Raw genomic sequence first — 22,659 nt, forward strand, 5'->3', positions numbered from 1 at the left:
CAATGCCGCCGTTTATTCCAGGTTCTGTATCTGCTCGCGCACGCGCTCGAGGCACGCCTTGGCCTCTACAGCCTGCCAGCGGATGGCGGCGTCCGCCACTTTGGAGTCGAGCGTGTTGACCTCGCGGTTCATCTCCTGGATGATGAAGTCGAGCTTGCGGCCGGAGCTTTCGCCCTCTTCGCCAGTGGCCCTGAATTTTGTGATGTGGCTTTTTAGGCGCGCTATCTCTTCGGAGACGTCCCATTTATCGGAGAGGATGACAACCTCCTGCATGTAGCGCGATTCGTCGAGGCTGTCGCCGAGCTTTGCCAGCGTCTCTGTGACGCGCTGGCGCATCGCCTGAAAGGCGGCCTCCTTCGTAGGCAGCCACTTTTCTTCTATATCGGAGACAAGAGCTTCCAGCGCCGCAAGGTCTTTCAGCACGGCGCAGCGCAGGTGCGCGCCCTCCGTCTCGCGCATCGTCTGCCAAGACTGAGCCGCTTTTTTCAATACATCCGCGAATATGGTTTCAAGAGCCTCGTTTTCCTCGTCCTCGCCAAACGACGGAAGGTCTACGACGCCGGGAAGGCCGGCGAGCCCCTCTATGTTGAGCGCCGCGCGCATCCCAAGTTCGTCGCGCACCGCGATTATATCCTCGCAGTAGGCGCGCAGAATGTCGCGGTTTATGCGGCCGCGTTTGTAGTCCTGCGCCCAGAGCACCTCCATGCGGAGCTGAACTTTGCCGCGGCGGAAGACTCTTCGGAGCTGCTGATGGAACCACGGCTCCCACGAGGCGAACTCGCGCGGCAGCCGCACCGATATTTCCTGATAACGATGATTTACGCTGGATATTTCAACGCTTACGGCGCCCCATTTGCACTGCGTCTGGGAACGGCTGAAGCCCGTCATGCTGACATACATTCAAATCACCCTTCAAAGCTGTCGTTATAGCCTTCTAATGATATATCTTTATTGGGCTTTTGTGCAGCTTCGCTTTCCAATATTTTTTTGACTTCACAAAGAAGTTCGTCAAAACCACGCCCGTCAATAGCGCAGGTGAGCACAACGCGCTCGCCGCGGGCGCGAAGCTCCGCCGCCGTAAATTCCGCAGCCTCTTTGCTTTTGTCTATTTTATTGAGGACCACGACGCGCGGAAGCTCCGCCGCGCCAAGCTCGCGCAGAGTTTCAAGCACTATTTCGAGCGTTTCGCCCGGCTCTTTGTCGGCGGAATCGAGCACGAGCAGCAAGAGATCCGCGCCCGCCGCCTCTTCGAGCGTCGCGCGGAAGGCGGCGATGAGCTCGGGCGGAAGCTTGCGGATGAAGCCGACCGTGTCGGAGAGCAAAAAAGAGCCACTGCCGTCGCGGTAGCCTATTTTGCGCACAACCGTATCAAGCGTAGAGAAGAGCTGATCCTTCGCCACTATCGCAGAATCCTTGGAGAGAGCCTTAAGCAGCGTCGACTTTCCGCTGTTGGTGTAGCCCACCAGCGCCGCCATCTGCGCTCCGTCGCGCTTTCTGCGGCTGCGGCGTTCTTCGCGGCGTCTGCGGACATCCGCAAGGCGCGCTTCTATGCTCTTTATGCGCCGGTCCAGCTTTCTGCGGTGGCGCTCAAACTCCGTCTCGCCGGGGCCTCGCGTGCCTATGCCGCCGCCGGTGCGCGACATTTGATGGCCCAGCCCTTTGAGGCTCGGTATCTCGTATCGGTACTGCGCAAGCTCCACCTGGAGTTTCGCCTCAGCTGTGTTCGCGCGGCTTTCAAAAATCTTCATGATGACAAAGGCCCTGTCCCACACGGCAAGACCAGTCATCTTTTGCAGGTTGCTCTTCTGCGTCGGCGAAAGAAAATCGTCTACGACGAGGTGCGTTATCTCGTTAGGCTCCGCGTATTCCTTTATCTCTTCCGCTTTGCCGGCGCCCAGAAACGACGCAGGGTCCGGCGTCTGTCTGCGCTGCACGATGCGAGCCGCCGCAGGCACGCTGATGTTTTCAAGAAGCATGACAAGTTCGTCGAGCGATTCTGTCACGTCGTCCTGTCTGCCGCAGTCCACCGCCGCTATTACCGCCTTCGGAGGCCGCGTTGAAAGGTCTTTGAGAGGCCGTTTCTGCCTGCTCAACTATTCTCCTGCCTTTCAAATTCCAGAGCAAGAGAGGCAATCGCGTCCGCCGCCTGCTCTGCGTCCATCTCCGTACTGTCTAGGATGAGGCCGCCGGGCGCCGGACGAAGCGGGGATATCTCGCGCGTCATGTCGTAATGATCGCGCTCCAGCACCTGCTTCAATATCTCGTCATAATCGGCCTCTTCGCCGCGGCTCACGCGCTCCGCGTACCTGCGCTTTGCGCGCTCCTCGGCTGCGGCGGTCAAAAAGACTTTGAGTTGAGCGTCAGGAAAGACGACCGTCCCCATATCGCGGCCGTCCGCCACAAGGCCGTTTACCGCCTGCGCGCGCTGCATCTCAACGAGCGCCTCGCGCACCTCGCGCCGCGCCGAGTAGGCAGAGACGAGAGCGTCTATGTGCGGCGTGCGGATAGCGGCCGATACGTCCGCACCGTCCGCAAAGACCGTGTCGCCCTTTATTTCAAGCTTCAAGTCCTTCAAAGCTTCCGAAATTTTTTCGTCCTCTTCGGGCCTTATATTTTCTTTATCGAGCTTCCACGCGATGGCGCGGTACAAAGCGCCGGTGTCGAGGTACGGCAGGCCTAGCTTGCGCGCCACCGCCTTGGCCGCGGTGCTCTTTCCGGCGCCGGCAGGTCCGTCTATCGCCACCACTATTTTTTTATTTTTTTCATTCATTTATATCATCCTCTGCGCGCCGCGCCTACGATGTCGGAAAGCTTCCCCGCGCCGTACCTTTTTACGAACTCAGGCAGCCCTGAAGATATCGCCTCAGCCGCCGACAGGTTGTGGAAAAAGGCGCTGCCCACCTCAACGGCCGAAGCTCCGGCTAGCATCATGCCGGCGCAGTCAGAGGCGGACGATACTCCGCCGCAGCCTATCACCGGTATGGAGACGGCGCCCGCCACCTGCCACACGACGCGCAGCGCAAGAGGAAAAACGGCGGGGCCGGAGAGGCCGGCAGTGACCCTGTTAAAGGCGGGGCGCCCCGTGTTCATGTCGATGGCCATTCCAAGCCACGTGTTGGCGCAGACGATCGCGTCCGCGCCCTCAGCCTCTATCGCGCGCGCGACAGAGGCTGGGTCTGCCGCCTGCGGCGTCATTTTGACCCACAGCGGGCCGCGCCACACTTCGCGCACGGAACGCACGGCCTGCGCGGCGGAGAGGCAGTCAGTGCCCCATGACATTCCCTCGCCGTCGACGTTGGGGCAGGAGATGTTAAGCTCGGCGGCCGCTATCCCCTCCACCTCGGCAAGCTCGCGCAGCGTCTGACGCACATCGTCTGGACGCTCCATCACGACGTTTGCTATGACGGGCCTAGGGCAGCTCTTTACAAGTTCCCCGTAATTTTTTACAAAATCTCTCACGCCGCAGTTTTGGAGGCCTATGCTGTTCAACACGCCGCACGGCGTCTCCCATACGCGGACGCCACGGTTGCCGCGCCTCGGCTCGAGGCTTATCGCCTTCGTGCAGAGAGCGCCTACACCGTCAAGCTTCGCGCCGCTCCAAAACTCAGGGGCGTAAGGCCAAACTCCCGACGCAGGAATGACGGGAGATTCAAGTTCAAGCGCGCCAATTTTTACGGAAATGTCAGTTGTCATTGATATCCACCTCGTCCGAACGGAAAACCGACTGATCTACGCAGACTCTTTTGAGTCCGTTTTTTGTTTCTATAACGCAGCCCATGCAGCCGCCGTAGCCGCAGGCCATGCGCTTGTCAAGCAGATAATAAAGCCGCTCAGGCGACGCCGCGTAATGTTTTTCCGCCGCCTTGAGAAAGCCGGGAGGGCCGCAGAACCACGCTTGCTCCCCTGCGCCAAGAGGCGCGGGAAGTTTTTTGAACATAGAATCGCCTTCACCGAAAGAGCCGTCGTCCGCGAATATCTGCGCGTCAGGGTGAAGCGAAAGCAGGTGCTCTGCGAATTTTTTATATCCTTTGCCGGGCGTTCCTACGCAAAGCCGAGCCTTTTCCCCCATCTCGCGTTTTTTCATCAAAAGCGCGGCGCAGCCGGCGCCGCCGCCCGCAAGGTAAAGCGTCTCCTCCGTCTTCGGATAGGGCACCCCTAGAAACCCGCGCACGCGCAGCTTCGCGCCCTCCGGCACGCGGCTTAACATCTCCGTCCCGCGCCCCAACAGCATGAAGCAGACGGAAATCTCTCCGTAGCTCGGATTTGCGTCGGCTACGGCAAAGGGCCGGCCAAGCAGCGGGTCGGCTCCCTCCGACGGAAAAACCATCACAGAAAGCCCCGCCTGCGCGGTCCTCGCAAGCTCCGGCGCCTCAAATGAGAGCCAGAAGATCCTATCTGCCAGCTTTTTATTCCTGACGACGGGAACTATATAATCGTTGACTTCGTATGAATTGCATTCACATCCGGTCATAGGCATTCCTCTCTTTCACAAAACTGATAATTAGCACTAAAATATAAGCAATTATTCAGTATTATATTTTACCATCTGAGGCGATATAAGACAGGGGGAAATTTCCATGAATTTAAAAAAACTGCTTCCGGCGGCGAGGCAGGAAGAAAAGTGCGACACTCTATTTAAAAACGCAAAGATAGCAAACCTCTACACGATGGAATACGAAGAGGCCGACATCGCGGTAAAAGACGGAATAATAATCGGAGTGGGCGAAGGCTACGAAGGCCGAGAGACCATAGAGTGCGCTAAAAAAATAATAGCGCCCGGCTTCATCGAGGGACACATCCACGTAGAAAGCACCTTCATGCTGCCCCAAAACCTGGCGGCGGCGGTGGCCCCACTTGGCACGACGACGATGATGCCCGACCCCCATGAGATAGCGAACACCTGCGGCGCGGAGGGCGTGCGTTTTATGGAGCGCGAAAGCCGCGGGCTTCCCATAGATTTTTATTACGGCGCGCCGTCGTGCGTGCCGGCCTCCGCGCATGAGACGCCCTTTGAGCCTATTGAAGCGGATGAAATAAAAGAGCTTCTCGCGGACGGAAGCTGCACGCACCTTGGCGAGATGATGAACTTCCCCGGCGTCTTTCTGGGAGACTGCGGCGTGTGGGCGAAGCTCGACGCTGCGAGCGACGTTGTCATAACTGGACACGCGCCAACGCTTAGCGGGCCGCTGCTTTGCTCCTACCTGCTGGGCGGCGTCACCTCCGACCACGAATGCGCCTCAAAAGAGGAGGCGCTCGAAAAACTGCGCCGTGGCCTCTATCTGATGATACGCGAGGGCGCTACGGCAAGGAACCTCAAGGCGCTCGCGCCTATCTTGGCGGATGCCCCGTATCTTGCGGACCGCTGTCTTGCCGTAAGCGACGACATCTCCCCCGACTTCATCCGCGAGCGCGGCCACTTAAACGGCTGCCTCAAAAAACTTATAGAATGCGGCGTGCCCCCGCTTGCCGCGCTGCGCACAATAACGCTCACCCCAGCGGAATATTTCAGACTTCACGACCGAGGCGCCGTGGCTCCGGGAAAAATAGCCGACCTTGTGATGATGCCAAGCCTTGAAAGCGGACGCGTAGAAAAGGTGTGGAAGAATGGACGCCTCGTCGCGGAAAACGGCAAACTGACCGCGTCGCTTGACGCAAAAATACCAGCGGAGCTGCCCGGAAACCGCAAGCAAATAAAAACGCCTCACCCAGAAGAGCTGCGCGTCAAAATCCCAGACGACGCATCGAAGATAAACATAATCGAGACTGTGCCGGGCCAGGTCTTTACAAAGACCGCTGTCGCCGCGCCGCGTGATGAGAACGGCTTTGCCTGCGCAGACGCCGCAAACGACACCGCGAAGATGACGGTCGTCGAAAAAAACCGCGGAACGGGGAAATTTTCAACGGGCTTCATAAAGGGACTGGGCCTCAAACGCGGAGCCATCGCCTCATCCGTCGCGCACGACGCCCACAATTACACCTGCGCCGGCATGGACGACGTTTCGATGGCTGCGGCGCTTGCGGAACTTGCGCGCATAAAGGGCGGCGTGGTAATTGCCGACGGAGAAAAAATACTCGCGGAGCTTGAACTTCCCGTAGGCGGCCTCATCAGCCTGCTTGACGCGGAGGCTCTCTGCGAGAAAACGGCGGAGCTTGCCGCCGCGCGCGAAGCCCTCGGCTGCCGCAACCCGCACGTCATGATGCAGCTCAGCTTCATGTCACTCACCGTCATACCGGAGCTGAAACTGACGGATCAGGGCTACTACGACATATCGGCCGGAGGAGAAAAACCGCTTTTTATGCGTTAATTACCGTTGAGCCATTTTACGGCGCGAAGTATATTAAAAACTAACGCCAAACTAGGCTATTTTACCTAAATCATAATCATTATCAACAAATTATGATATAATATGCAACAGAGCGAATAAAAAGAATGGAGGAAACGAAATAATGAATGCTTACACAGAGCCCTACAAAGATTTGACTAAAAGCGCGATAGACATCGCACAGGATTTGAAGAGCCTTCGCGAAGAGGCGCTCGCCATCAACTATTACAATCAGAGGATAAACACCTGCACAGACGAAAGCCTGAAGCAGATATTCATCCACAACCGCGACGAAGAAATAGAGCACGCCTCTATGCTTATGGGGTGGCTCAAACTATATGACAACGGCTGGGAGAAACAGCTGAAAAATTTCGTTACCGACGCAAAGGTCACAGACGTACAATAACAGGCAGGAAGGAGATAAATTCTAATGGGCGAAACATACACGGAACCTTACGACAAACTGAGCGATAAAACAATAGATATAGCGCAGGCGCTGCAAAGCCTCCAGGAAGAGCTAGAGGCTATAGACTGGTACAATCAGAGGATCGTCACCTGCGGCAACGCGGACCTAAAGCGCATACTCGGCCATAACCGCGACGAAGAAATCAGTCACGCCTGCCTGCTCGTCGGCTGGCTCAAATTAAATATGGGCGGCTGGGATGAACAGCTTGCCGACTACGTGACAAACGGCGACATCGCGACAATCGGCGCGGACAAAGACGCCGAGGGCCATTACGGCGCCGGCTACAACGAAGACCTGAACATCGGCAAACTATAAATTTATAAATAAAGGAGATAACAAATCATGGATTTTCTGAAAAGATCACTTGCTCCAATCACTGAAGAGGCATGGCTCGCGATAAATGAAATGGCAAGGCAGACGCTCCGCGGCGTGCTCGCGGGACGCAAAGTCGCGCACGTATCGGCCCCTAAAGGCTGGCAGTGCGACGCGGTATCAGAAGGCACGCTGACGCTCGCCGAAGAAAGCCCCGTCGAGGGCGTCAACTACGGCATCCGCGACGTGCTCCCGCTCGTTGAGATGCGCGTTCCCTTCACACTCTCAATGTGGGATCTGGACGACATTTCCCGCGGCAGCAAAGCGACTGACTTCGAGCCTCTTATAGAGGCCGCGAAGGCCGCCGCCCTCTTTGAGGACACCGCCGTATTCCACGGCATAGAAGAAGCCGGCATCGTAGGCATCGAAGAAGAGGCCGACAACGAAGCCATCAACGTCGTGCTCGACGACGCCTCCATTCTGGACGCCGTATTCCAGGCGGTCGGCGTGCTCGCCGCCCGCAGCGTCGAAGGCCCCTACGTGCTCGTCGCCTCAAAAGAACTCTGGTCAAAAATCGTCACCTCAAACGCGCTCTTCCCGCTCACCGAAAGCCTGAAGAGATTCGTTGACCACATCGTCCTCTCCACGCAGTACGACACGAACTTCGTCTGCTCCATGCGCGGCGACGACAGCGAACTGGTCATCGGACAGGACTTCTCCATCGGCTACCAGTCACACACAGCGACAGACGTCAACTTCTACTTCACGGAGACCTTCACCTTCCGCGTGAACGCGCCGGAAGCCTTCGTACCGCTTGTAATTGCGAAGTAAAGCCCCAGCGCGGCAAAAATAAAAACAAACTTTAAACATACGGGCGGCCTCTTTCTCTAAGAGGCCGCCCTTTTCACGCCGTTTCGCTTTTATTTTGACATTAGTTTGACGTCCTGCTGTTAAGCTTTACCGGGGCGGCAAATACGTTGCAGACCAGCCGCTTTCGAAAATTTAATATTGTTGGGAGATCTTATTATGGGAGATTTTTTAGCGGAAATAGCGGCCTGTGATTTTTCACCTCACTCAGTCCGTCAGGCGGCCGAAAAGCTGACCGCAAACTGCACCGCCCACGGGCGCTCGCGCGATTTTTCCATTACAGAGGCGGCACAGATGCTCGATAAAAACTGCGCGGCTCTGCCTGAAGGCGCCGTAAAACGTATACTGTCCCTGCTCCTGCTTGACTGCGTACTGTATAAAAAAGAGAGCCTTGCTAAGGCCGTTGAAAAAATCCTGCAATCGCAAAAGACCCCAGCCCTGCACTGCGAAACCAACGCGGAAGATCTCGTCCTCACAGAACTGTGGACTGAGCTTGAAGCCGCCGGCGCAAAGGACGAAGACCGCGCCTTTGTCTTTGAAAGCCTCTGCCTCTCAAACGGAATCGCGTGGTACGCCTGCGACACCGCGCGCGATTATATAAAGACGGCCGACATCCTGACCGCGCTCAACCTTGAAGCCATCCGCGGGGAGACCGGCGCCTTCGACGACAGACTTTCAAGCATCGCCCGCCCCTACAAAGGACAGATAGACTGCGCGGCCAACGTGCGCGCGCTGCTTTGCGGAAGCGAAATGGTGACCGAAGATGGCAGGACCGCCTTCGGCTACGACCAACACCCGCGCGTGCAGGACGCCATCTGCGTGCGCGCCACGCCGCAGACGCACGGCGCCGTCCGCGACTTTCTCTACTTCGCCTACGACTCGCTGCTTCATTCCATATCAAACGGCGGGGCCTACAACTATGACGTCGAATATTCCCTCGACGCGCTTGAAACGGCGCTTTCCGACCTTGCCAACATCTGCGAAAGACGCGCCTTCCGCCTAAACGACACACGCCTCTCATACGGCCTTTCAATGAACCTCACGCTCGGAGACGCCGGCATCAACCACGGCTTCCCCGTCGTGCAGTCCAACCAGGCCGCGCTGCTTTCCGAACTAAAACTGCTCTGCCTCCCAAGCGCCGTCGTGAAGCGTCCCGGCGAGTGCGCCGCCTACTACGCCGCCGCAAAAATGACGCGCGCTTTGCCGCTGCTTTGCAAAATAATGGCGATAGAACTTCTCATGACCTGCCAGGCTATGGACATCGTAAAGACAAAGCTGCCCTCCCGCAGCTTCGGCAAAGGAACGACCGCCGTCCACGCCAAAGTCCGCGAAAGCATCAGCGTCATGACGAAAAACCGCTTCGTCTCCCCCGACATGAACGAAGCGGCGCGTCTTATCGCAACCGGCATGGTGCTCTGCGCCGCGCAGAGCGCAGCCGGCGCTCTGCTGTAGAGATGGAGGATGCTCTCATGAATACATACTATATTGATGGAAAAACACTGACACTAGATGCTATCCGCAAAATCACAGCCGACGCAGACGCGCAGGTGCTCCTTGCGGAACCAGCCGCCGCGGCCTGCCGCGCTTCAAGAGAACAGGTCGAACGCTGGATGCAGAAAGACGCCCCCGTCGTCTACGGAGTGAACACTGGGCTGGGAAACCTCAAAGACGTAGTCGTGCCGCCCGAACAGCACATAGAATGGAACAAGGATCTGCCCTATCCACACGCGGCCGGCATGGGAGAATATCTCCCGGCGCAGGTGACGCTCACGTCGCTGCTGCTTCGGGCAAACGTTCTTGCAAGAGGCTACAGCGGCGTCAGAACAGAACTTATCGACAGGATACTTTCCGTCTACAACGCAAAAGTAGCGCCGGCAGTCCACAGCGAAGGCTCCACAGGACTCTCCGACCTCGGCCCGCTTGCCCAAAACGTAATGACGATAGCTGGACTGCCCGAGGCAAAGGCATACTATAACGGGACGCTCATGTCCTCACGCGACGCGCTGAACGAAGCTGGGCTTGCCCCCACATTCACGCTCGAGTGCAAAGAGGTGCTCGCGCAGATGAACGGCTCAACAATGACGCAGGCCATAGCCGTGCTCGCCTTCATCAGACTTGAAGACATACTTCCAGCGCTCCTCGCGCGAACCAAGACGCTTTCCGGCGGAGCTTCGGCGCGCAGCGCCGCCTACCTCCGCATAATTGACTTCGCGAGGGCGATACTCAATCTCGAAAACAACATATCCTGCGACAACCCCCTTCTTTTTGAAAAAGAAGAGGGCGGCTTTGAGGCGGTAATGGGCTGCAACTGCAGCAACACTCAGGTAGGCTACGCGCTTGATTTGCTCAACACGATACTGGCGGAGGCCGCAAACGACCTCTGCATGACGCTGCCGAAAGGGTTAAAAGCCGACCAGGCCGCGCACCTCGCAAACAAAATAAAGACCTGCGCCATGCAGGTAAGCGCCGACTCCACCCCCACAAAGGGCGGCCAGGAGGACCACGTAGAATTCAGCTTCACCGCCGCAAGAAAATTCCACTACGCCGTAGAGCTGATGGAAAAACTGACGGCCCTCTAAGCTTTTCGTTAGAACTCTTACAAATTTATAAATATTTAGAAGCCGCCAGTATAGGCATAATTCATATTTAATAATCCTATTTATACTGGCGGCTTGTTTCAACGACACTAACTACACACCATCACCTATAGGTTGTATTACCGAGTTTTCTTTTATCTACCTCTTTTTAAAATATATAAGCGGAACAAATGCCAGCATTCCTAGCAACGGTAAGCCAGAGCTGCAGCCGCCACCACCACCGTCAGCATCACCGTCGTCGCCAGCAGTGGGATCATCTCCGGGGATTACAGGCGGCGTAACCGGGGTACCGCCATCTCCAACTACCGTAATCGTGCAGCTTTCTTTCTTAGTTGAATCTGCCTGTGCCGTAACGGTAATAGTTGCAGTTCCAGCCGATACTCCAGTTATCGTTTTTTCCCATATATCAGTCCCGCTTATGGCAGCAATTTTTGTATTACTGGAGGACCATACAACCGTCCTATCTGGCACTGTATTAGGGCCTACGCTTACCTTAAGCTTTATACTGCTTCCTGTTTTTATTGGAGAAGTCGGTTTTCCAGAAAGCACAAAGCTTGTTATTTGCCCCTCCAAACATTGCTGGTACTTTAAATAAGCAAAATATGTCTTCTGTTGGGCTACTTGGCAATTTAGCGATGAGCCGGACGAACACATAAAATCTTCGTTATGCTTTGCGATAAGGTATGCGCTGTAGAAGTTGTCGCAGACTCCGGCAGCATCAGCCATTTTTACACATCCGATCAATAACACTCCCAGACTTATAATCAACATAGATTTCTTCTTCATTACGATGCACCTCCACTGATTTAAAAACCTGTAAAATTCTGATTACTTACTCATATCTCTATTTCTGGCTAACCTCATCATTTGGGAACATAAAAATGAAAACAAAACAAAAACTTTGCTTACTCTCTTGCGCATCTCATGGCTCAAACAACATTAATGGCCTCTAACCAAGGGAAATATGTCAAACGCAAATAAACATTTCATCCTTAATAATTCTTTGGTGTTATTCATCCTCTCAGGTTATTTTTTTGTTTTAACTTTTGAGATAGCAATTTCCGCAGCCTCACATAACAACTCAAAACTGACTTTACCTGGGATTTTTAAATTACCGATGAAAATACAAGGGCGAAATTGAATGCCAAGGTTTTCCGCTTCCTTGACGTCTCTTTCTACCAGCCGTTTTACCTGTTGTGATTTGATGACCGCAACCGCCTCTGATACATTGAACCCACATTCTCCCAGTACCTCGTTAAAGTATTTCTCACCCTCTTTCACGATACGCTGTGGATTTTTATAAAATTCGTCATGTAACTTCCATGCTTTTTCTGGGGAAACTAAAAATGCGCCAATAAAATATTCTGCCGCCAATTCCGCGTTGGGTATCTGGGCTAATGGAAGTGTTTTGTAAACATATCCAAGACTATATTTCGCAGAAAGTTTTGCAATATCGGGTGCCAGCTCTCGACAGTACCGACAAAAAAAATCGGAATAAACAACAATTTTTACGGGAGAATTCTTATTGCCTTTAGTAGGGCTGCCAGCAAATGATATTTTATTTATACGGTCATTTTGCTTTGCATCCACCAACCACGCCTCTCGCAGCCCATTTTCATATATTTGATTTTCTCCGCGTTGGGTCATCCGATAAAGTTCTTCGCAGTCGTTGCTAAGAATTTCCATCAATACATCAGGATTTTTGCGGACAGTCTTTATAACTTCCGCTTCAATAAATACCACAGCTAAAAAACCAGCTGTACTGGCTACGAAGAAAAAAAGAAGTGTAATAATGCCAACTCTCATATTTTTATTCATACAGACCACCTTCGCAAATTTCTTATAATAAAGTTCGCAAGTCTTTACTTTTATATTTACGTCCTTAATAACGCCCACATATAGGAGGAATCGGTTTCAAATATTCTACATCATTAGCCTACGTTTGTAAACTATAGACCATATATTTTCTCTACAAAAATATCCACTCTTCATGTAGTCTAGGTAAATGGTAGGTGAAACAGATGACGATAGGCGACAGGCTGAAATCCAGCAGAGAGCGTTTAGGGTGGAGCCAATATAAAATGGAGGAAGAGTCTGGTTACTCGAGAAATTCTATTATAAACTGGGAAACTGGAGTGAGGGTGCCGCGCGCAGATATTCTTCTTGATCTGGCAAAACTACTTAATACTACCGCAGCATACCTTTTAGGGGAAACCGAAGACTTTTCGTTGCCAACACACATCAATACAGTTGAAAATCATATAAATATGAGGGAAAATTCTCCACTTATAAATATAGCTTTGGCATTTGAAATACTAAAACGCAATAAAGACATGAGTACGGAAGAAAAAGAAGCTATCGGCATACTTCTTAGTGCATGTCAACACGAATTACTGAAAAACAACCTTTTATAAAATATCATAGACCACATTTGTTAACTAATGATTTGATAATCAAAAGATTCTTCCCTTCAACGTAACGGTTGCCTCTTACACAAAAATCTGGCGTCCTGCATTAGACATGCAGGACGCCAGATTTTTGTTCGTTATATAGAAGGAGTTTATTTCGCCTTTTCGTACTTCGCGGCTTCGCTCTTAAGGTAGACTTCGGGTTCTGTCGGGAGCTTGAAGAGCGGGATGAAACGGTCCCAGCCGGTGAAGGTGAGAACGAGCATCGAGCCTACCGCTATCCACGCAAGGTAGTTGTGCGTGATTATCTGACCGACGGTGAGAGCCTTTGCGAGCGGATAGACGGAGACGCTTATGCCGATAAAGAAGCCCATGTAGCAGTGCCACGGAACGAGCTGCGAACCAAGCACGCCCATTGCGTCGGAGAGCGTCGCGTTGCGAAGCGCCAGCGTGTACATCGCCTCTTTGGGGCCGACGACGTTGTCTTCCGTGATGCTCTTGATGATCGGGCCTATTGTTACTATCTGGGCCATTTCATCGGAGAGCGCCGCGTTTCCAAGGAGACAGAGGAGGCCGTTTGCAAAGATGAGATGGCGCACTTTATGAACGAGGCGTGAGATGAGCACGGCCACAGGGTCGAAGGCCTTCATCATTCTCATGACGCCGCCAAACGCACCGACCCAGAGCATCATCGCTATAGACCAGCCGCCCGCGTCGGAGAAACCTGTGTAGACCAGCTCAAGGAACGCTTCAAGGTTCGTCACTGTGCCGGCCGCAAGGCCGAAGATCAGCGAAGAAATTATGCCGGAGCCGAGGCATATCAGCGTGCTGTAGCCCTTGATCGCGGTGCCAAGCACTATCAGAAGAGGAATGACCATGTAATAGGGCACGCCCGCCTTGACAAGCTGAAGCAGCGTAACCGCCGAAGGACGTTCCTCAGCGAGCGACGCCCAGACCTCTTTGGGGATCTGCGCGATGGCGTCGGCAGCCTGCCCAGCGGTGTCGGGAAGTCCCATGCTCACTCCGATGAAATAGAAGACCACCGCGGAAACCATGAGGCAGAGGAAAGACCATACTCCCTGATGACGGACGCGCTTGATTATTTCAACGCCCTGGATACCGGAGCTGACTATCGTCGTGTCAGAGATAAGCCCGATGTTGTCGCCGAAGCACGAGCCGCCAGCGATGGCGCCCACCGTAAGCGCGATGTTGCCGCCAACGATATGGTTGAGCCAGAGGAATATCGGCGCGCAGGCGGCAAAGGTGCCCCATGACGTGCCTGTAGCTATTGAAAGCAGGGATGTGACGAGCAGCGCTACGACGGCCAATACCTTAGCGTTGAGGCCGGCCGCAAGCGACATGTTGATGACAGAGGCCGCGACGCCGGTCGCCATGAAGCATTCGGCGACGGCATAGGCCGCCTGAAGGATAAGAAAAACGATGAGGAAGTGCTTGAGGTTGTCGAGCGCCGCGTCAAGGCACTGCTGGAAGCTGAAACGGTCAATGATCATCGCAACGATAACGGCATACATAAAAGAGATAGGCGCGGCAAGAAGGATGTCCATTCCGGAGAGCATAAGTCCGGCAATAACGCAAATCGGTGTAAGTTTCAACAATGATTTCATTTTTTAGCTGCCTCCCTTGGAAAATAATAAAAAAGATTTGGATGATAAGGTCTGCATAGCGGGGATACGTGGTATACCAACAAAACAGACAAACTACGCCTACTACGGGCGCCCGCATGGTCTGACACGGCACTCCTCCCTAATTATATCATTTTTGGTAATTTGCTAATGCGCCGCTTTAATAAATCAAATATTAGGTAATAAAAAAAATAAGTCAATAGGCATCGACATTATTAGATTTATCAGGCGGCGCAAATAGGGTAATGGGATTAGGGAACTTAGGACTAATACAGTCCCGCGGTTTCTCCGCCGTCTATTCTTACGTCGGCTCCGGTTATGTATTTGGCGTCGTCGGAGGCGAGGAAGGCGTAGAGCGCGCCTATTTCTTCCGGTTCGGCGTGGCGTTTCATCGGGATGCCTTCGTTTACTTTTGCGAGCATTTCATCGGTATATTCTGCGCGCTGCATCGGGGTAAGGACGTAGCCGGGGCAGACGCAGTTGACGCGGACTACCGGGGCCAGTTCAAGAGCCATGCTCTTTGTGAGAAGGATGACGCCGGCTTTTGAGGCGTTGTAGTCTGTGTACCAGCGATGGCCTTCCGTACCGTTCGTGGAGGCGGTCATGAGGATGACGCCGCTTCCCTGCTCCTTCATCCTGCGGGCCGCTTCGCGGGCGCAGAGGAACATTCCGTTCAAGTTGATGTCTATGACCTTTTTCCACTGGGCGTAGGTGATGTCCACAAAATCACTGCGGATGCTTATGCCGGCGTTTGATATAAGGACGTCGATGCCGCCCAAAAGTTCGTCCATTTTATTGAAGGCCGCCTGAACGTCCTCTTCGCAGCTTACGTCGCCTGTATGATAGCCCGCGAAATCCGGGTTCCGTGACATGACGGCTTCGGCCGCCTCTTTGTTGTAGTCAATGAAAAAAACTTTTGCACCCTGGTCGGCGAAGGTACGCGCGGTTGCAAGTCCTATTCCGCTTGCAGCTCCTGTAACAAGCACCCTTTTGCCTTTAAGATCTTCGTATACTGCCATAGTTTCACTCCCTTTGAGATGTTTACATTTTAGAGATTTACGAAACTTTAAATAACATTTTTCTTGAATGACCGGTGACGACGGGTATGTAGCCTTTGAATTCCGCATCAAGCGACGGGTCGCCAGTGTCGGCTATGAGGGCTTTGCCGAAGAGTTGCGCCATTTTTGAGGGAGAGGCGGCTACTGTGATGTTTTCTTTTGGTATCATGCGCAGCACGTCGGGGCTTAGCTGCTGGTTGCCGCGGCCGAAGATGTGCCCCTGGCCTCCGATGACTGTGATTATCAGAGCGCGTTTTTCGCGCGGCGCCTCTGCCAGCAGTTTTTTTATGGCCTGCGACGTGAGGTCTTTGCCGATTTGACGTCCGCCCTTTACCGCGTCCACTCCAAGCAGCGTGCCGTTTACGCCGAGTTTGTTTGTGAGCTGCATTGTGGTGGAGCCTGAGCCTATGAGATAGACTGTGCTCTCGTCCATTGAAAGCGCGAGAAAGGTGGCAAGGTTGGCCGCTTCTTCCGCCGTGCCGGCGCCGCCGCCGGATTTGCGCTCCTGCATGAACTCTCTGTCGTCCGGAACGCGCATATATCCGTAAAGGCGCGCGCGGACGATGTTGTCACGAAAGGCCTCTTCGTCGATGTCCTCGACTTCGGCGAGTACGAAGCGCTTGACGCGCCCCTGCAGGAAGTTTGAAACAAGCATTCCGGCGGCCTGCGGTTTTTTCGCGTAGACGCCGGAATGTATTTTTACGCCCGCCGGTATGCCCACAACGGGCACGGCGTCGCCTATTTCCGCGCAGATGTCGCGCGCGGTGCCGTCGCCGCCGGCAAAGACGATAAGATCTACGCCGGCTTCAGCCATAAGGCGCGCGGCGCGTCTCGTGTCCACGGCGGCCGTGGCCTCTTTTGCCTCAAACAAAACTGTGGGGCTTATGCCCGCGGCGCGCAGTATATCTGCTCCCATAGCGCCCTCGGGCGCAAGAAATTCGCAGCCTGCGGCGTGCGCGGCAAAGAGCTTTACAGCTTCTGCGGCGCGCGCGCCGGCCATTGGAGAGGCGCCCAGTTCAAGGGCGCGGCGGAGAGTTTCCTCTCCGTCCGTTCCCTTGAGGGCGACAGAGCCCCCCATTCCCGCTATTGGGTTGACCAGGAAGCCTATCTTCATTTATTGGTTATTTCTTTTTAGGCTCGAAATAGCCGTCGTATTTTTTGTTGTAGGCGCGCCATGTGATCGCGTATTTCGCGGCGTCGTCAAAGTAGTCGTGGTCTGTGTGGCTCACCGTGCTGTTGACCGGCGCCGCCTTGACTGCTTCCGGCTCTTCGTAGCACATGCGCGCTATCTCCGCGAGCACCGCGACGTAATCGTCGATGTCCTGCTTTGAGTATGATTCGCTGGGTTCGATGGTGAAGGGCTCGGGGATGACCCACGGCTCGTGGCTCGACCAGTAGTGTGTGCCGAAGTCGGCGATGCAGCGCTGAACGTCAGCCGTGCCGAAACCTGTGTCTTCCTTCATCTTCTGCCAACTGTAGCGCGCCTGTTCGATGCGTGACGGATGGTTCGGGAAGCTGATGGAGGCGCCCTTTATCTCAAGTATCTTTTTCATGCAGTAGTTGTTGTTGAGGATGGCTACGCGGGAAACTTCGCGCAGGCCGTCCGCGCCGAGCGCCATTATCCATGAGTAGGCTTTGACGACGACGGGAGCTACGCCCCAGAATGATTTAATCTTGCCGCATGATTTCGGCAGGTCGAAGTCGAGATAGTAGCCTTTTTCAGGAGCGTATTCCACAAGCGGCATCGGAAGATAGGGGCGGAGCTCCTTCTTCGCGGCAACCATGCCGGTGGCGGGGCCGCCGCATCCGTGCGGAGCGCCGAACGTCTTGTGGAGGTTGAAGAAGGACATGTCGAAGTTCGCCTCTGCGGTGCGCGTGATGCCAAGAAGGCCGTTCGCGTTCGCCTGGTCGTAGCAGCAGAGGATGTTCTTCTCATGCGCGAGGCGCGTGAATTCCTTTATGCGGACGTTGAATATTCCTGTGTCCTCGGGGTTTGTGAAGAAGATGGCCGCCGTGCGGTCTGAGATAGCCGCTTTGAAGGCTTCGATATCGGGATAGCCGTCCGCGTCGGGCTGGATGATGACGACTTTGTAGCCCTTGACGATGGGAACGGCGCAGTCAGCGGGATGTGAGAAGAGCGTTGTGATTATCTCGTCGCGCTTTTCCTCTTCGCCCTTGTCGCGCCAGTAGGCGCGCACGATGGAGGCAAGTGCCAGCACGCCGTGCGAACCGCCGCCGGGCTGCATCGAGAAGACGTCAAGGCCGGATATCTCCTTAAAAAGCTCGCCAGTCCTGTGGAATATCTCAAGGATGCCCTGCGCGGTCTCGGCGGGCTGTAGCGGGTGCATCTCGGTTACCTTCGGCTGTCCTGCGAGGCGGTCGTTGACCTTCGGGTTGTACTTCATGGTGCATGTGCCCTGGCCTATGTCTATATTTCCGTCTACGCCGATATTTTCCTGTGAAAGGTGGTTGTAATGGCGTACAAGCTGGAGCTGGGCCACTTCTGGCAGATTGGCGACGCCTTCGCGCAGCATCTCTTTTGGCAGAGTGGCAAGCGCGTCGTCAGTGCTGACGCAGTCGCAGCAAGGGCCGGGGACAAGCACGGCGCGTTCGCCGGGCTCGCTCATTTCGTAAATTACAGGCTCGTTCCATTTAGCCTGATGGAATTTCTTCATTCTTTCAAGATTATTCATCGTACAGGCCTCCCCTACGCCAGAATCTCGCCGAGTGCAGCGGCAAGCGTTTTGATATCGTCGGCTGATGTTTTTTCCGTTACCGCAAGAAGCGCGCATCCCTTAAGCTCAGGGAAGGCCTTCTCCAGGTCGTATCCGCCGAGAATGCCCTTTTCAAGGAGCTTTTTGTTTATCTCTTCAACAGATTTTCCGCTTGCCGAGAAGTCCACGACTATCTCCTGGAACGGCGTGCCCGAGAACTTGTCAAGGCAAAGTCCCTTTACGCCGGCAAGGTTCTTTTTGAGGCACACCTGACGCTGCACCACCGCTTCGCCAAGTTCCTTCATGCCCTGCGGTCCCATAGAGGCGAGGTATACGCCGGCCGCGATGCCCCAAAGAGCAGAATGCGTGCCGACAAATTCCTTCGCGCTGTCGCGGTTCGCAAAAGATGTGCGCTCCCAAAGAACGTCGCCGAAGCCCCATTCTTTGTTGTCGGTGGGCGCTATGCCGAAAAGGCGTGACGGATATTCGTCTACAAACTTCGGATCGTCATGCGTTGCGATAAAGCCAGCGACGCCGCCGCCGAAATTCATGTGCAGGCCGAGCGCCTGTATTTCGCCGCAGGCGATGTCCGCGCCGTAATGCGAGGGAGGCGTCAGCACGCCGAGCGTTGAAGGCTCTACGCAGGCGATCATAAGAGCGCCCTTCGCATGGGCCATGTCGGCTATTTTCTGCGCCTTGTCTTCGATGACGCCGAAGAAGTTCGGGTTCATGATGAGAACGGCCGCCGCATTCTCCGTCAGCTTCTCTGTGAGGCTGTCGAGGCAGATGCGTCCGGTCTTTTCGTTGTAATCGACGTATGTGATCTTGACGTCGGGCTGCAGGTAGGTCTGCACGGCCTTCAGCATGTCGGGGTTGAGGTTGCGCGGCACAAGCACTTCGCCGCGGCGCGTGATGCGCGTCGCCATGCGCAGCGCGGTGCCTACAGCCTGGCTTCCGTCGTAGTTCGGCACGTTGCAGACGTCCATGTCAAGCAGCTCGGCCATCATCGACTGATATTCGAACATTGCGTGGAAACGTCCGTGATCTTCGTAAGGCTCGCCGGCGTAGGCCGTAAGGAATTCCGAACGGTTGATGACTTCGTCGACGAGAGCCGGCACGTAGCGGTTGTAGCAGCCGGCGCCGAGGAAGCAGACGAGCTCGTCTGCCGTGTTGTTTTTATTGAGGATGGAATTGACGTGGCGCACAAGGCCGGCTTCGTCGCAGAACGGCGCGGGCAGCTCCATCGCATGCTTCATGCGCATCTCTTCGGGAATGTCCGCTATCAGTTCTTCTATAGAATCTACGCCTATAAACTTCAGCATTTCTTCCTGAACGACCGGTTCAGAGTTCGGGATATATGGATACATTTTCTTTTTGGACATTTTCTATACCTCCTATGCGATTCCGCCGCCGTCGACTACCAGCGAAGAGCCGGTGACCCACGGAGCCATGTCGCTGCAAAGGAAAAAGACGCACATCGCGACGTCTTTAGGAGCGCCAAGGCGCGCCATCGGGCGCTGAGCGCAGTCTTCCTTATATTTGTCGTCATACACGCCGCCAAGCTGCTCGCATTCGCTCTTGAGCATAGGCGTGTCGATGTCTCCGGGGCAGACACAGTTGATGTTGATATTGTCCGGGCCGTGGTCTATCGCCATAGCACGCGTCATGTTCCATACGCCGCCCTTTGCCGCGCAGTAGGAGACGGCGTGGTCGCCGCCCTTCATCGCCCAGCCGGAGCCGATGTTCACTATCTTGCCGCCGCCCGCTTTCTTCATGTGGGGCACTACGTGCTTGCTCATGAGAAATACGCTCTTGAGCGTGACGTTGATCGCGAGGTCCCAGTCGCTTTCGGGGAGAGTCTCCACCGTGTGGCGGCGCGCTACGCCGGCGCAGTTGACAAGGATGTCGATACGGCCGTGCTTTTCAGCCACGGCGTCGGCCACCGCTTTGCAGTCCGCTTCCTTTGTAACGTTGCATTTGATGAACTCCGCTTTGCCGCCGGCGTCCTTTATCTCCTGCTCAACCTTATGCGCTAGTTCCTCGTTGATGTCCGCGATCACTACCGAAATGCCCGCGTTAGCAAAGAAACGCGCGATTCCGGCGCCAATCCCTGACGCTGCGCCCGTAATGATGGCGGTCTTGCCCTTCATTCCGCAAAGCTCGTTAAGATCCAGCATTTTTTTCTCTCCTTAAAGTAAGATAAAAAATAAGATAAATATTTTGGGTATCCACTGTATACATTAATTGCTAAATAACTTATATAACATTTTTACCTCCGTGTCAATAGCCAGCTTAAAGTTGGCGGATGACGCCAAGAGCGCTTCGCGCTCCCGCTTTAGATATAAACGTTGGTTATATAATAATCGAAAATATAATTTATTAAAGTATCTATATTACGTCTTTTTGCTTAGTTTTAGGGGCTGTTAAAAACAGCATATTTGCTTAATACACCGCACAATTTTTTTTGACTTTAGTTATATAAAACTAACTTCTCTTAAATTGCCTCTATACTTAAAAAATTTCTAAAAACTCCTAAATTTCAATATTTATCAAGGTGAACGCGAAATTTTAGGGCACACATGACGTCATTTACTTTAATACTTTTTAAATTATAATCACAGCCAACATAGCCTGTACAGATGACGGCTGTGAAATAGATATGCTAGGAGTGTATTTATTATGGATCAGTTGACCAACATTGTAACAGAGGCGAATAGTTTTATTTGGGGACTTTATTGTCTTATCCCGCTGCTTTGCGGCACGGGGCTTTACTTCACCCTCAAGCTTCAGGGCGTTCAAGTAAGGAAATTCTGGACTGGCATCAAGTACACCTTCGGAGGCTTCAACCTCTTCGGTAAGCGCGCGGACAAGGACGGAATGAGTTCCTTCCAGGCTTTGGCTACGGCGATCGCGGGCCAGGTTGGCACAGGAAACCTGGCGGGAGCCGCTACCGCCATCGCGGCTGGCGGTCCCGGCGCTATCTTCTGGATGTGGATAGCGGCCTTCCTTGGAATGGGCACGATTTTCGCGGAAGCCTGCCTCGCTCAGATATTCAAGCAGAAGACGGCGGACGGACGCGTCGTCGGCGGCCCCGCCTATTACATTTCAGAAGGCCTGCACTGCCACTGGCTCGCCTGTTTCTTCTCAGTCGCCTGCATCATAGCGCTTGGCTGGGTCGGCAACATGGTGCAGTCAAACTCAATAGCTGACGCCTGCTACAACGCGTTCGGCACAAACCGCCTCATGATAGGCGTCCTCGTAGCCGGCCTTGGCGCGTACGTCTTCTTTGGCGGCGTGGGCCGCATCGCCTCCGTCACTGAAAAGATGGTGCCCATCATGGCGTTTGGGTACCTGCTCGGCGGCGCGATCATTCTCATCCGCTTCGCGGACCAGATAATCCCGGCCTTCCACATGATATTTGTCGGCGCCTTCAATCCGCAGGCGGCCTTCGGCGGACTTATCGGCGTCACGATGAAAGAGGCTATCCGTTACGGCGTAGCGCGCGGACTCTTCTCCAATGAAGCGGGCATGGGCTCCACACCTCACGCCCACGCAGTAGCAAAGGTCAACATGCCGGCGGAACAGGGCTTCGTAGCTATAGTAAGCGTATTCATCGACACCTTCCTCGTGCTGAACATGACAGCTTTCGTAATCTTCGTAACGGGCGTCATCGACACAAAGCTCAGCGGCATCGCGCTGACGCAGGCGGCCTTCCAGATCGGCCTCGGTTCCTTCGGCATCCCGTTCGTCGCCATCTGCATGTTCTTCTTCGCCTTCTCGACCGTCATCGGCTGGTATTTCTACGGCGAGCAGAACATCATCTTCCTCTTCGGCGAAAAGGGACTTCTGCCCTACCGCGTCATCGCCATCTGCTTCATAGCGGCAGGTTCGGTGCTCAAACTCGACCTAGTATGGCAGTTGGCGGACTTCTTCAACGGCATAATGGTCTTCCCGAACCTCATCGCAGTGCTCTTCCTCGGCAAGTACGTCACGAAGGCGCTCAACGATTACGACGAGAAGCATCAGCTAAAGGCGGCAAAGTAGCGTTCAGCGTTTTGATTTTCGAAAACAGACTCGCGATAATAGGAGACGAAGAGGAAGGCCGCACGGCTTTCCTCTTTTGTATGCCTTGCACATCGACGCTTGCGGTAGCCCCTATACAATCACAAACGAGTTAGAGGCCAAATCCGGCATTTTGTAGGTTTGTCAAACCTCTGTTACACGGCAACCAAAAAAGCTTTTAAGCTTTCCCGTGGAGATTTCCATTTAAG

21 protein-coding genes are annotated in these 22,659 nt (G+C 54.3%); 8 read left to right on the plus strand and 13 right to left on the minus strand.

Features of this window, described 5'->3' with window-relative positions; genetic code table 11:
* Positions 1-12: 12 nt before the first annotated feature.
* From RRY12_02175 to RRY12_02195, 5 genes are read right to left on the minus strand one after another with little or no spacing between them, the layout of a single operon-like run.
* Positions 13-900, minus strand: a complete 888-nt coding sequence (locus tag RRY12_02175) for a YicC/YloC family endoribonuclease (protein ID MEG2183458.1) — start codon at positions 898-900, stop codon at positions 13-15.
* A 5-nt stretch (positions 901-905) separates the two neighbouring features.
* Entirely contained in the window at positions 906-2,093 is a 1,188-nt protein-coding gene (gene hflX, locus RRY12_02180; protein ID MEG2183459.1) for a GTPase HflX, read from the minus strand.
* Positions 2,090-2,770, minus strand: coding sequence for a (d)CMP kinase (gene cmk, locus RRY12_02185; GenBank protein ID MEG2183460.1), 681 nt, complete (start codon positions 2,768-2,770; stop codon positions 2,090-2,092). Before cmk ends, hflX begins: the two co-directional genes overlap by 4 nt.
* Before the next feature lie 5 nt (positions 2,771-2,775).
* A complete protein-coding gene (locus RRY12_02190) occupies positions 2,776-3,693 on the minus strand; it encodes a dihydroorotate dehydrogenase (GenBank protein MEG2183461.1) in 918 nt (305 codons plus the stop codon).
* Positions 3,683-4,471 carry a hypothetical protein gene (locus tag RRY12_02195; protein MEG2183462.1) on the minus strand — a complete coding sequence of 263 codons (789 nt, stop codon included), beginning with the start codon at positions 4,469-4,471 and terminating at the stop codon, positions 3,683-3,685. Before RRY12_02195 ends, RRY12_02190 begins: the two co-directional genes overlap by 11 nt.
* Before the next feature lie 106 nt (positions 4,472-4,577).
* On the opposite strand from RRY12_02195, the gene ade reads away from it, so the two are divergent.
* From ade to RRY12_02225, 6 genes are all read left to right on the plus strand, one after another.
* Positions 4,578-6,305, plus strand: coding sequence for an adenine deaminase (gene ade / locus RRY12_02200; GenBank protein MEG2183463.1), 1,728 nt, complete (start codon positions 4,578-4,580; stop codon positions 6,303-6,305).
* A 142-nt stretch (positions 6,306-6,447) separates the two neighbouring features.
* Positions 6,448-6,729, plus strand: coding sequence for a hypothetical protein (locus tag RRY12_02205; protein ID MEG2183464.1), 282 nt, complete (start codon positions 6,448-6,450; stop codon positions 6,727-6,729).
* Positions 6,730-6,753: 24 nt separating this feature from the next.
* Positions 6,754-7,104 carry a hypothetical protein gene (locus RRY12_02210; GenBank protein ID MEG2183465.1) on the plus strand — a complete coding sequence of 117 codons (351 nt, stop codon included), beginning with the start codon at positions 6,754-6,756 and terminating at the stop codon, positions 7,102-7,104.
* A 27-nt stretch (positions 7,105-7,131) separates the two neighbouring features.
* Positions 7,132-7,932, plus strand: coding sequence for a family 1 encapsulin nanocompartment shell protein (locus RRY12_02215; protein MEG2183466.1), 801 nt, complete (start codon positions 7,132-7,134; stop codon positions 7,930-7,932).
* Between the two features lie 195 nt (positions 7,933-8,127).
* Positions 8,128-9,420, plus strand: a complete 1,293-nt coding sequence (locus RRY12_02220; GenBank protein ID MEG2183467.1) for an aromatic amino acid lyase — start codon at positions 8,128-8,130, stop codon at positions 9,418-9,420.
* 17 nt (positions 9,421-9,437) lie between these two features.
* Complete coding sequence (locus tag RRY12_02225) at positions 9,438-10,547, plus strand: aromatic amino acid lyase (GenBank protein MEG2183468.1); 1,110 nt, start codon at positions 9,438-9,440, stop codon at positions 10,545-10,547.
* A 156-nt stretch (positions 10,548-10,703) separates the two neighbouring features.
* Here RRY12_02225 and RRY12_02230 read toward each other — a convergent pair whose 3' ends face one another.
* Together RRY12_02230 and RRY12_02235 are read right to left on the minus strand one after the other, a co-directional pair.
* Positions 10,704-11,351 (minus strand): Ig-like domain-containing protein, encoded by a 648-nt coding sequence (locus tag RRY12_02230; protein MEG2183469.1) that lies wholly within the window; start codon positions 11,349-11,351, stop codon positions 10,704-10,706.
* A 240-nt stretch (positions 11,352-11,591) separates the two neighbouring features.
* The gene (locus RRY12_02235; protein ID MEG2183470.1) at positions 11,592-12,383 is read right to left on the minus strand and encodes a thioredoxin domain-containing protein; all 792 of its coding nucleotides are present in this window, start codon (positions 12,381-12,383) and stop codon (positions 11,592-11,594) included.
* Positions 12,384-12,586: 203 nt separating this feature from the next.
* Here RRY12_02235 and RRY12_02240 point away from each other — a divergent pair, with 203 nt between their 5' ends.
* Positions 12,587-12,979 carry a helix-turn-helix transcriptional regulator gene (locus RRY12_02240; GenBank protein MEG2183471.1) on the plus strand — a complete coding sequence of 131 codons (393 nt, stop codon included), beginning with the start codon at positions 12,587-12,589 and terminating at the stop codon, positions 12,977-12,979.
* A 146-nt stretch (positions 12,980-13,125) separates the two neighbouring features.
* Here RRY12_02240 and RRY12_02245 read toward each other — a convergent pair whose 3' ends face one another.
* The 6 genes from RRY12_02245 to RRY12_02270 all read right to left on the minus strand — a co-directional run bounded on the left by RRY12_02245 (position 13,126) and on the right by RRY12_02270 (position 20,565).
* On the minus strand, positions 13,126-14,598 hold the full coding sequence (locus RRY12_02245; GenBank protein ID MEG2183472.1) for a Na+/H+ antiporter NhaC family protein: 1,473 nt from the start codon (positions 14,596-14,598) through the stop codon (positions 13,126-13,128).
* A gap of 284 nt (positions 14,599-14,882) precedes the next feature.
* Positions 14,883-15,635, minus strand: a complete 753-nt coding sequence (locus RRY12_02250; GenBank protein ID MEG2183473.1) for an SDR family oxidoreductase — start codon at positions 15,633-15,635, stop codon at positions 14,883-14,885.
* A 37-nt stretch (positions 15,636-15,672) separates the two neighbouring features.
* Positions 15,673-16,788, minus strand: coding sequence for an ATP-NAD kinase family protein (locus RRY12_02255; protein ID MEG2183474.1), 1,116 nt, complete (start codon positions 16,786-16,788; stop codon positions 15,673-15,675).
* Between the two features lie 7 nt (positions 16,789-16,795).
* Positions 16,796-18,367, minus strand: a complete 1,572-nt coding sequence (gcvPB, locus tag RRY12_02260; GenBank protein ID MEG2183475.1) for an aminomethyl-transferring glycine dehydrogenase subunit GcvPB — start codon at positions 18,365-18,367, stop codon at positions 16,796-16,798.
* A 14-nt stretch (positions 18,368-18,381) separates the two neighbouring features.
* Entirely contained in the window at positions 18,382-19,770 is a 1,389-nt protein-coding gene (gene gcvPA, locus RRY12_02265) for an aminomethyl-transferring glycine dehydrogenase subunit GcvPA (GenBank protein MEG2183476.1), read from the minus strand.
* Positions 19,771-19,782: 12 nt separating this feature from the next.
* Positions 19,783-20,565 carry an SDR family NAD(P)-dependent oxidoreductase gene (locus RRY12_02270; GenBank protein MEG2183477.1) on the minus strand — a complete coding sequence of 261 codons (783 nt, stop codon included), beginning with the start codon at positions 20,563-20,565 and terminating at the stop codon, positions 19,783-19,785.
* A 502-nt stretch (positions 20,566-21,067) separates the two neighbouring features.
* Between RRY12_02270 and RRY12_02275 the strand changes: the two genes are divergently transcribed.
* Complete coding sequence (locus RRY12_02275) at positions 21,068-22,432, plus strand: sodium:alanine symporter family protein (protein MEG2183478.1); 1,365 nt, start codon at positions 21,068-21,070, stop codon at positions 22,430-22,432.
* Positions 22,433-22,659 lie beyond the last annotated feature (227 nt).

This window comes from Cloacibacillus sp. (assembly GCA_036655895.1).
In the GTDB taxonomy this organism is placed as follows: Bacteria; Synergistota; Synergistia; order Synergistales; family Synergistaceae; genus JAVVPF01.

Bases quoted from the DNA above. Each gene is read 5' to 3' on its own strand.
- RRY12_02205 (MEG2183464.1), top strand. From the start codon at position 6,448: ATGAATGCTTACACAGAGCCCTACAAAGATTTGACTAAAAGCGCGATA.
- RRY12_02190 (MEG2183461.1), bottom strand. From the start codon at position 3,693: ATGACAACTGACATTTCCGTAAAAATTGGCGCGCTTGAACTTGAATCT.
- RRY12_02210 (MEG2183465.1), top strand. From the start codon at position 6,754: ATGGGCGAAACATACACGGAACCTTACGACAAACTGAGCGATAAAACA.
- gcvPB (MEG2183475.1), bottom strand. From the start codon at position 18,367: ATGAATAATCTTGAAAGAATGAAGAAATTCCATCAGGCTAAATGGAAC.
- gcvPA (MEG2183476.1), bottom strand. From the start codon at position 19,770: ATGTCCAAAAAGAAAATGTATCCATATATCCCGAACTCTGAACCGGTC.
- RRY12_02255 (MEG2183474.1), bottom strand. From the start codon at position 16,788: ATGAAGATAGGCTTCCTGGTCAACCCAATAGCGGGAATGGGGGGCTCT.
- RRY12_02175 (MEG2183458.1), bottom strand. From the start codon at position 900: ATGTATGTCAGCATGACGGGCTTCAGCCGTTCCCAGACGCAGTGCAAA.
- ade (MEG2183463.1), top strand. From the start codon at position 4,578: ATGAATTTAAAAAAACTGCTTCCGGCGGCGAGGCAGGAAGAAAAGTGC.
- RRY12_02245 (MEG2183472.1), bottom strand. From the start codon at position 14,598: ATGAAATCATTGTTGAAACTTACACCGATTTGCGTTATTGCCGGACTT.
- RRY12_02220 (MEG2183467.1), top strand. From the start codon at position 8,128: ATGGGAGATTTTTTAGCGGAAATAGCGGCCTGTGATTTTTCACCTCAC.
- RRY12_02270 (MEG2183477.1), bottom strand. From the start codon at position 20,565: ATGCTGGATCTTAACGAGCTTTGCGGAATGAAGGGCAAGACCGCCATC.
- RRY12_02230 (MEG2183469.1), bottom strand. From the start codon at position 11,351: ATGAAGAAGAAATCTATGTTGATTATAAGTCTGGGAGTGTTATTGATC.
- RRY12_02250 (MEG2183473.1), bottom strand. From the start codon at position 15,635: ATGGCAGTATACGAAGATCTTAAAGGCAAAAGGGTGCTTGTTACAGGA.
- RRY12_02240 (MEG2183471.1), top strand. From the start codon at position 12,587: ATGACGATAGGCGACAGGCTGAAATCCAGCAGAGAGCGTTTAGGGTGG.
- RRY12_02195 (MEG2183462.1), bottom strand. From the start codon at position 4,471: ATGACCGGATGTGAATGCAATTCATACGAAGTCAACGATTATATAGTT.
- RRY12_02215 (MEG2183466.1), top strand. From the start codon at position 7,132: ATGGATTTTCTGAAAAGATCACTTGCTCCAATCACTGAAGAGGCATGG.
- RRY12_02235 (MEG2183470.1), bottom strand. From the start codon at position 12,383: ATGAATAAAAATATGAGAGTTGGCATTATTACACTTCTTTTTTTCTTC.
- RRY12_02275 (MEG2183478.1), top strand. From the start codon at position 21,068: ATGGATCAGTTGACCAACATTGTAACAGAGGCGAATAGTTTTATTTGG.
- RRY12_02225 (MEG2183468.1), top strand. From the start codon at position 9,438: ATGAATACATACTATATTGATGGAAAAACACTGACACTAGATGCTATC.
- cmk (MEG2183460.1), bottom strand. From the start codon at position 2,770: ATGAATGAAAAAAATAAAAAAATAGTGGTGGCGATAGACGGACCTGCC.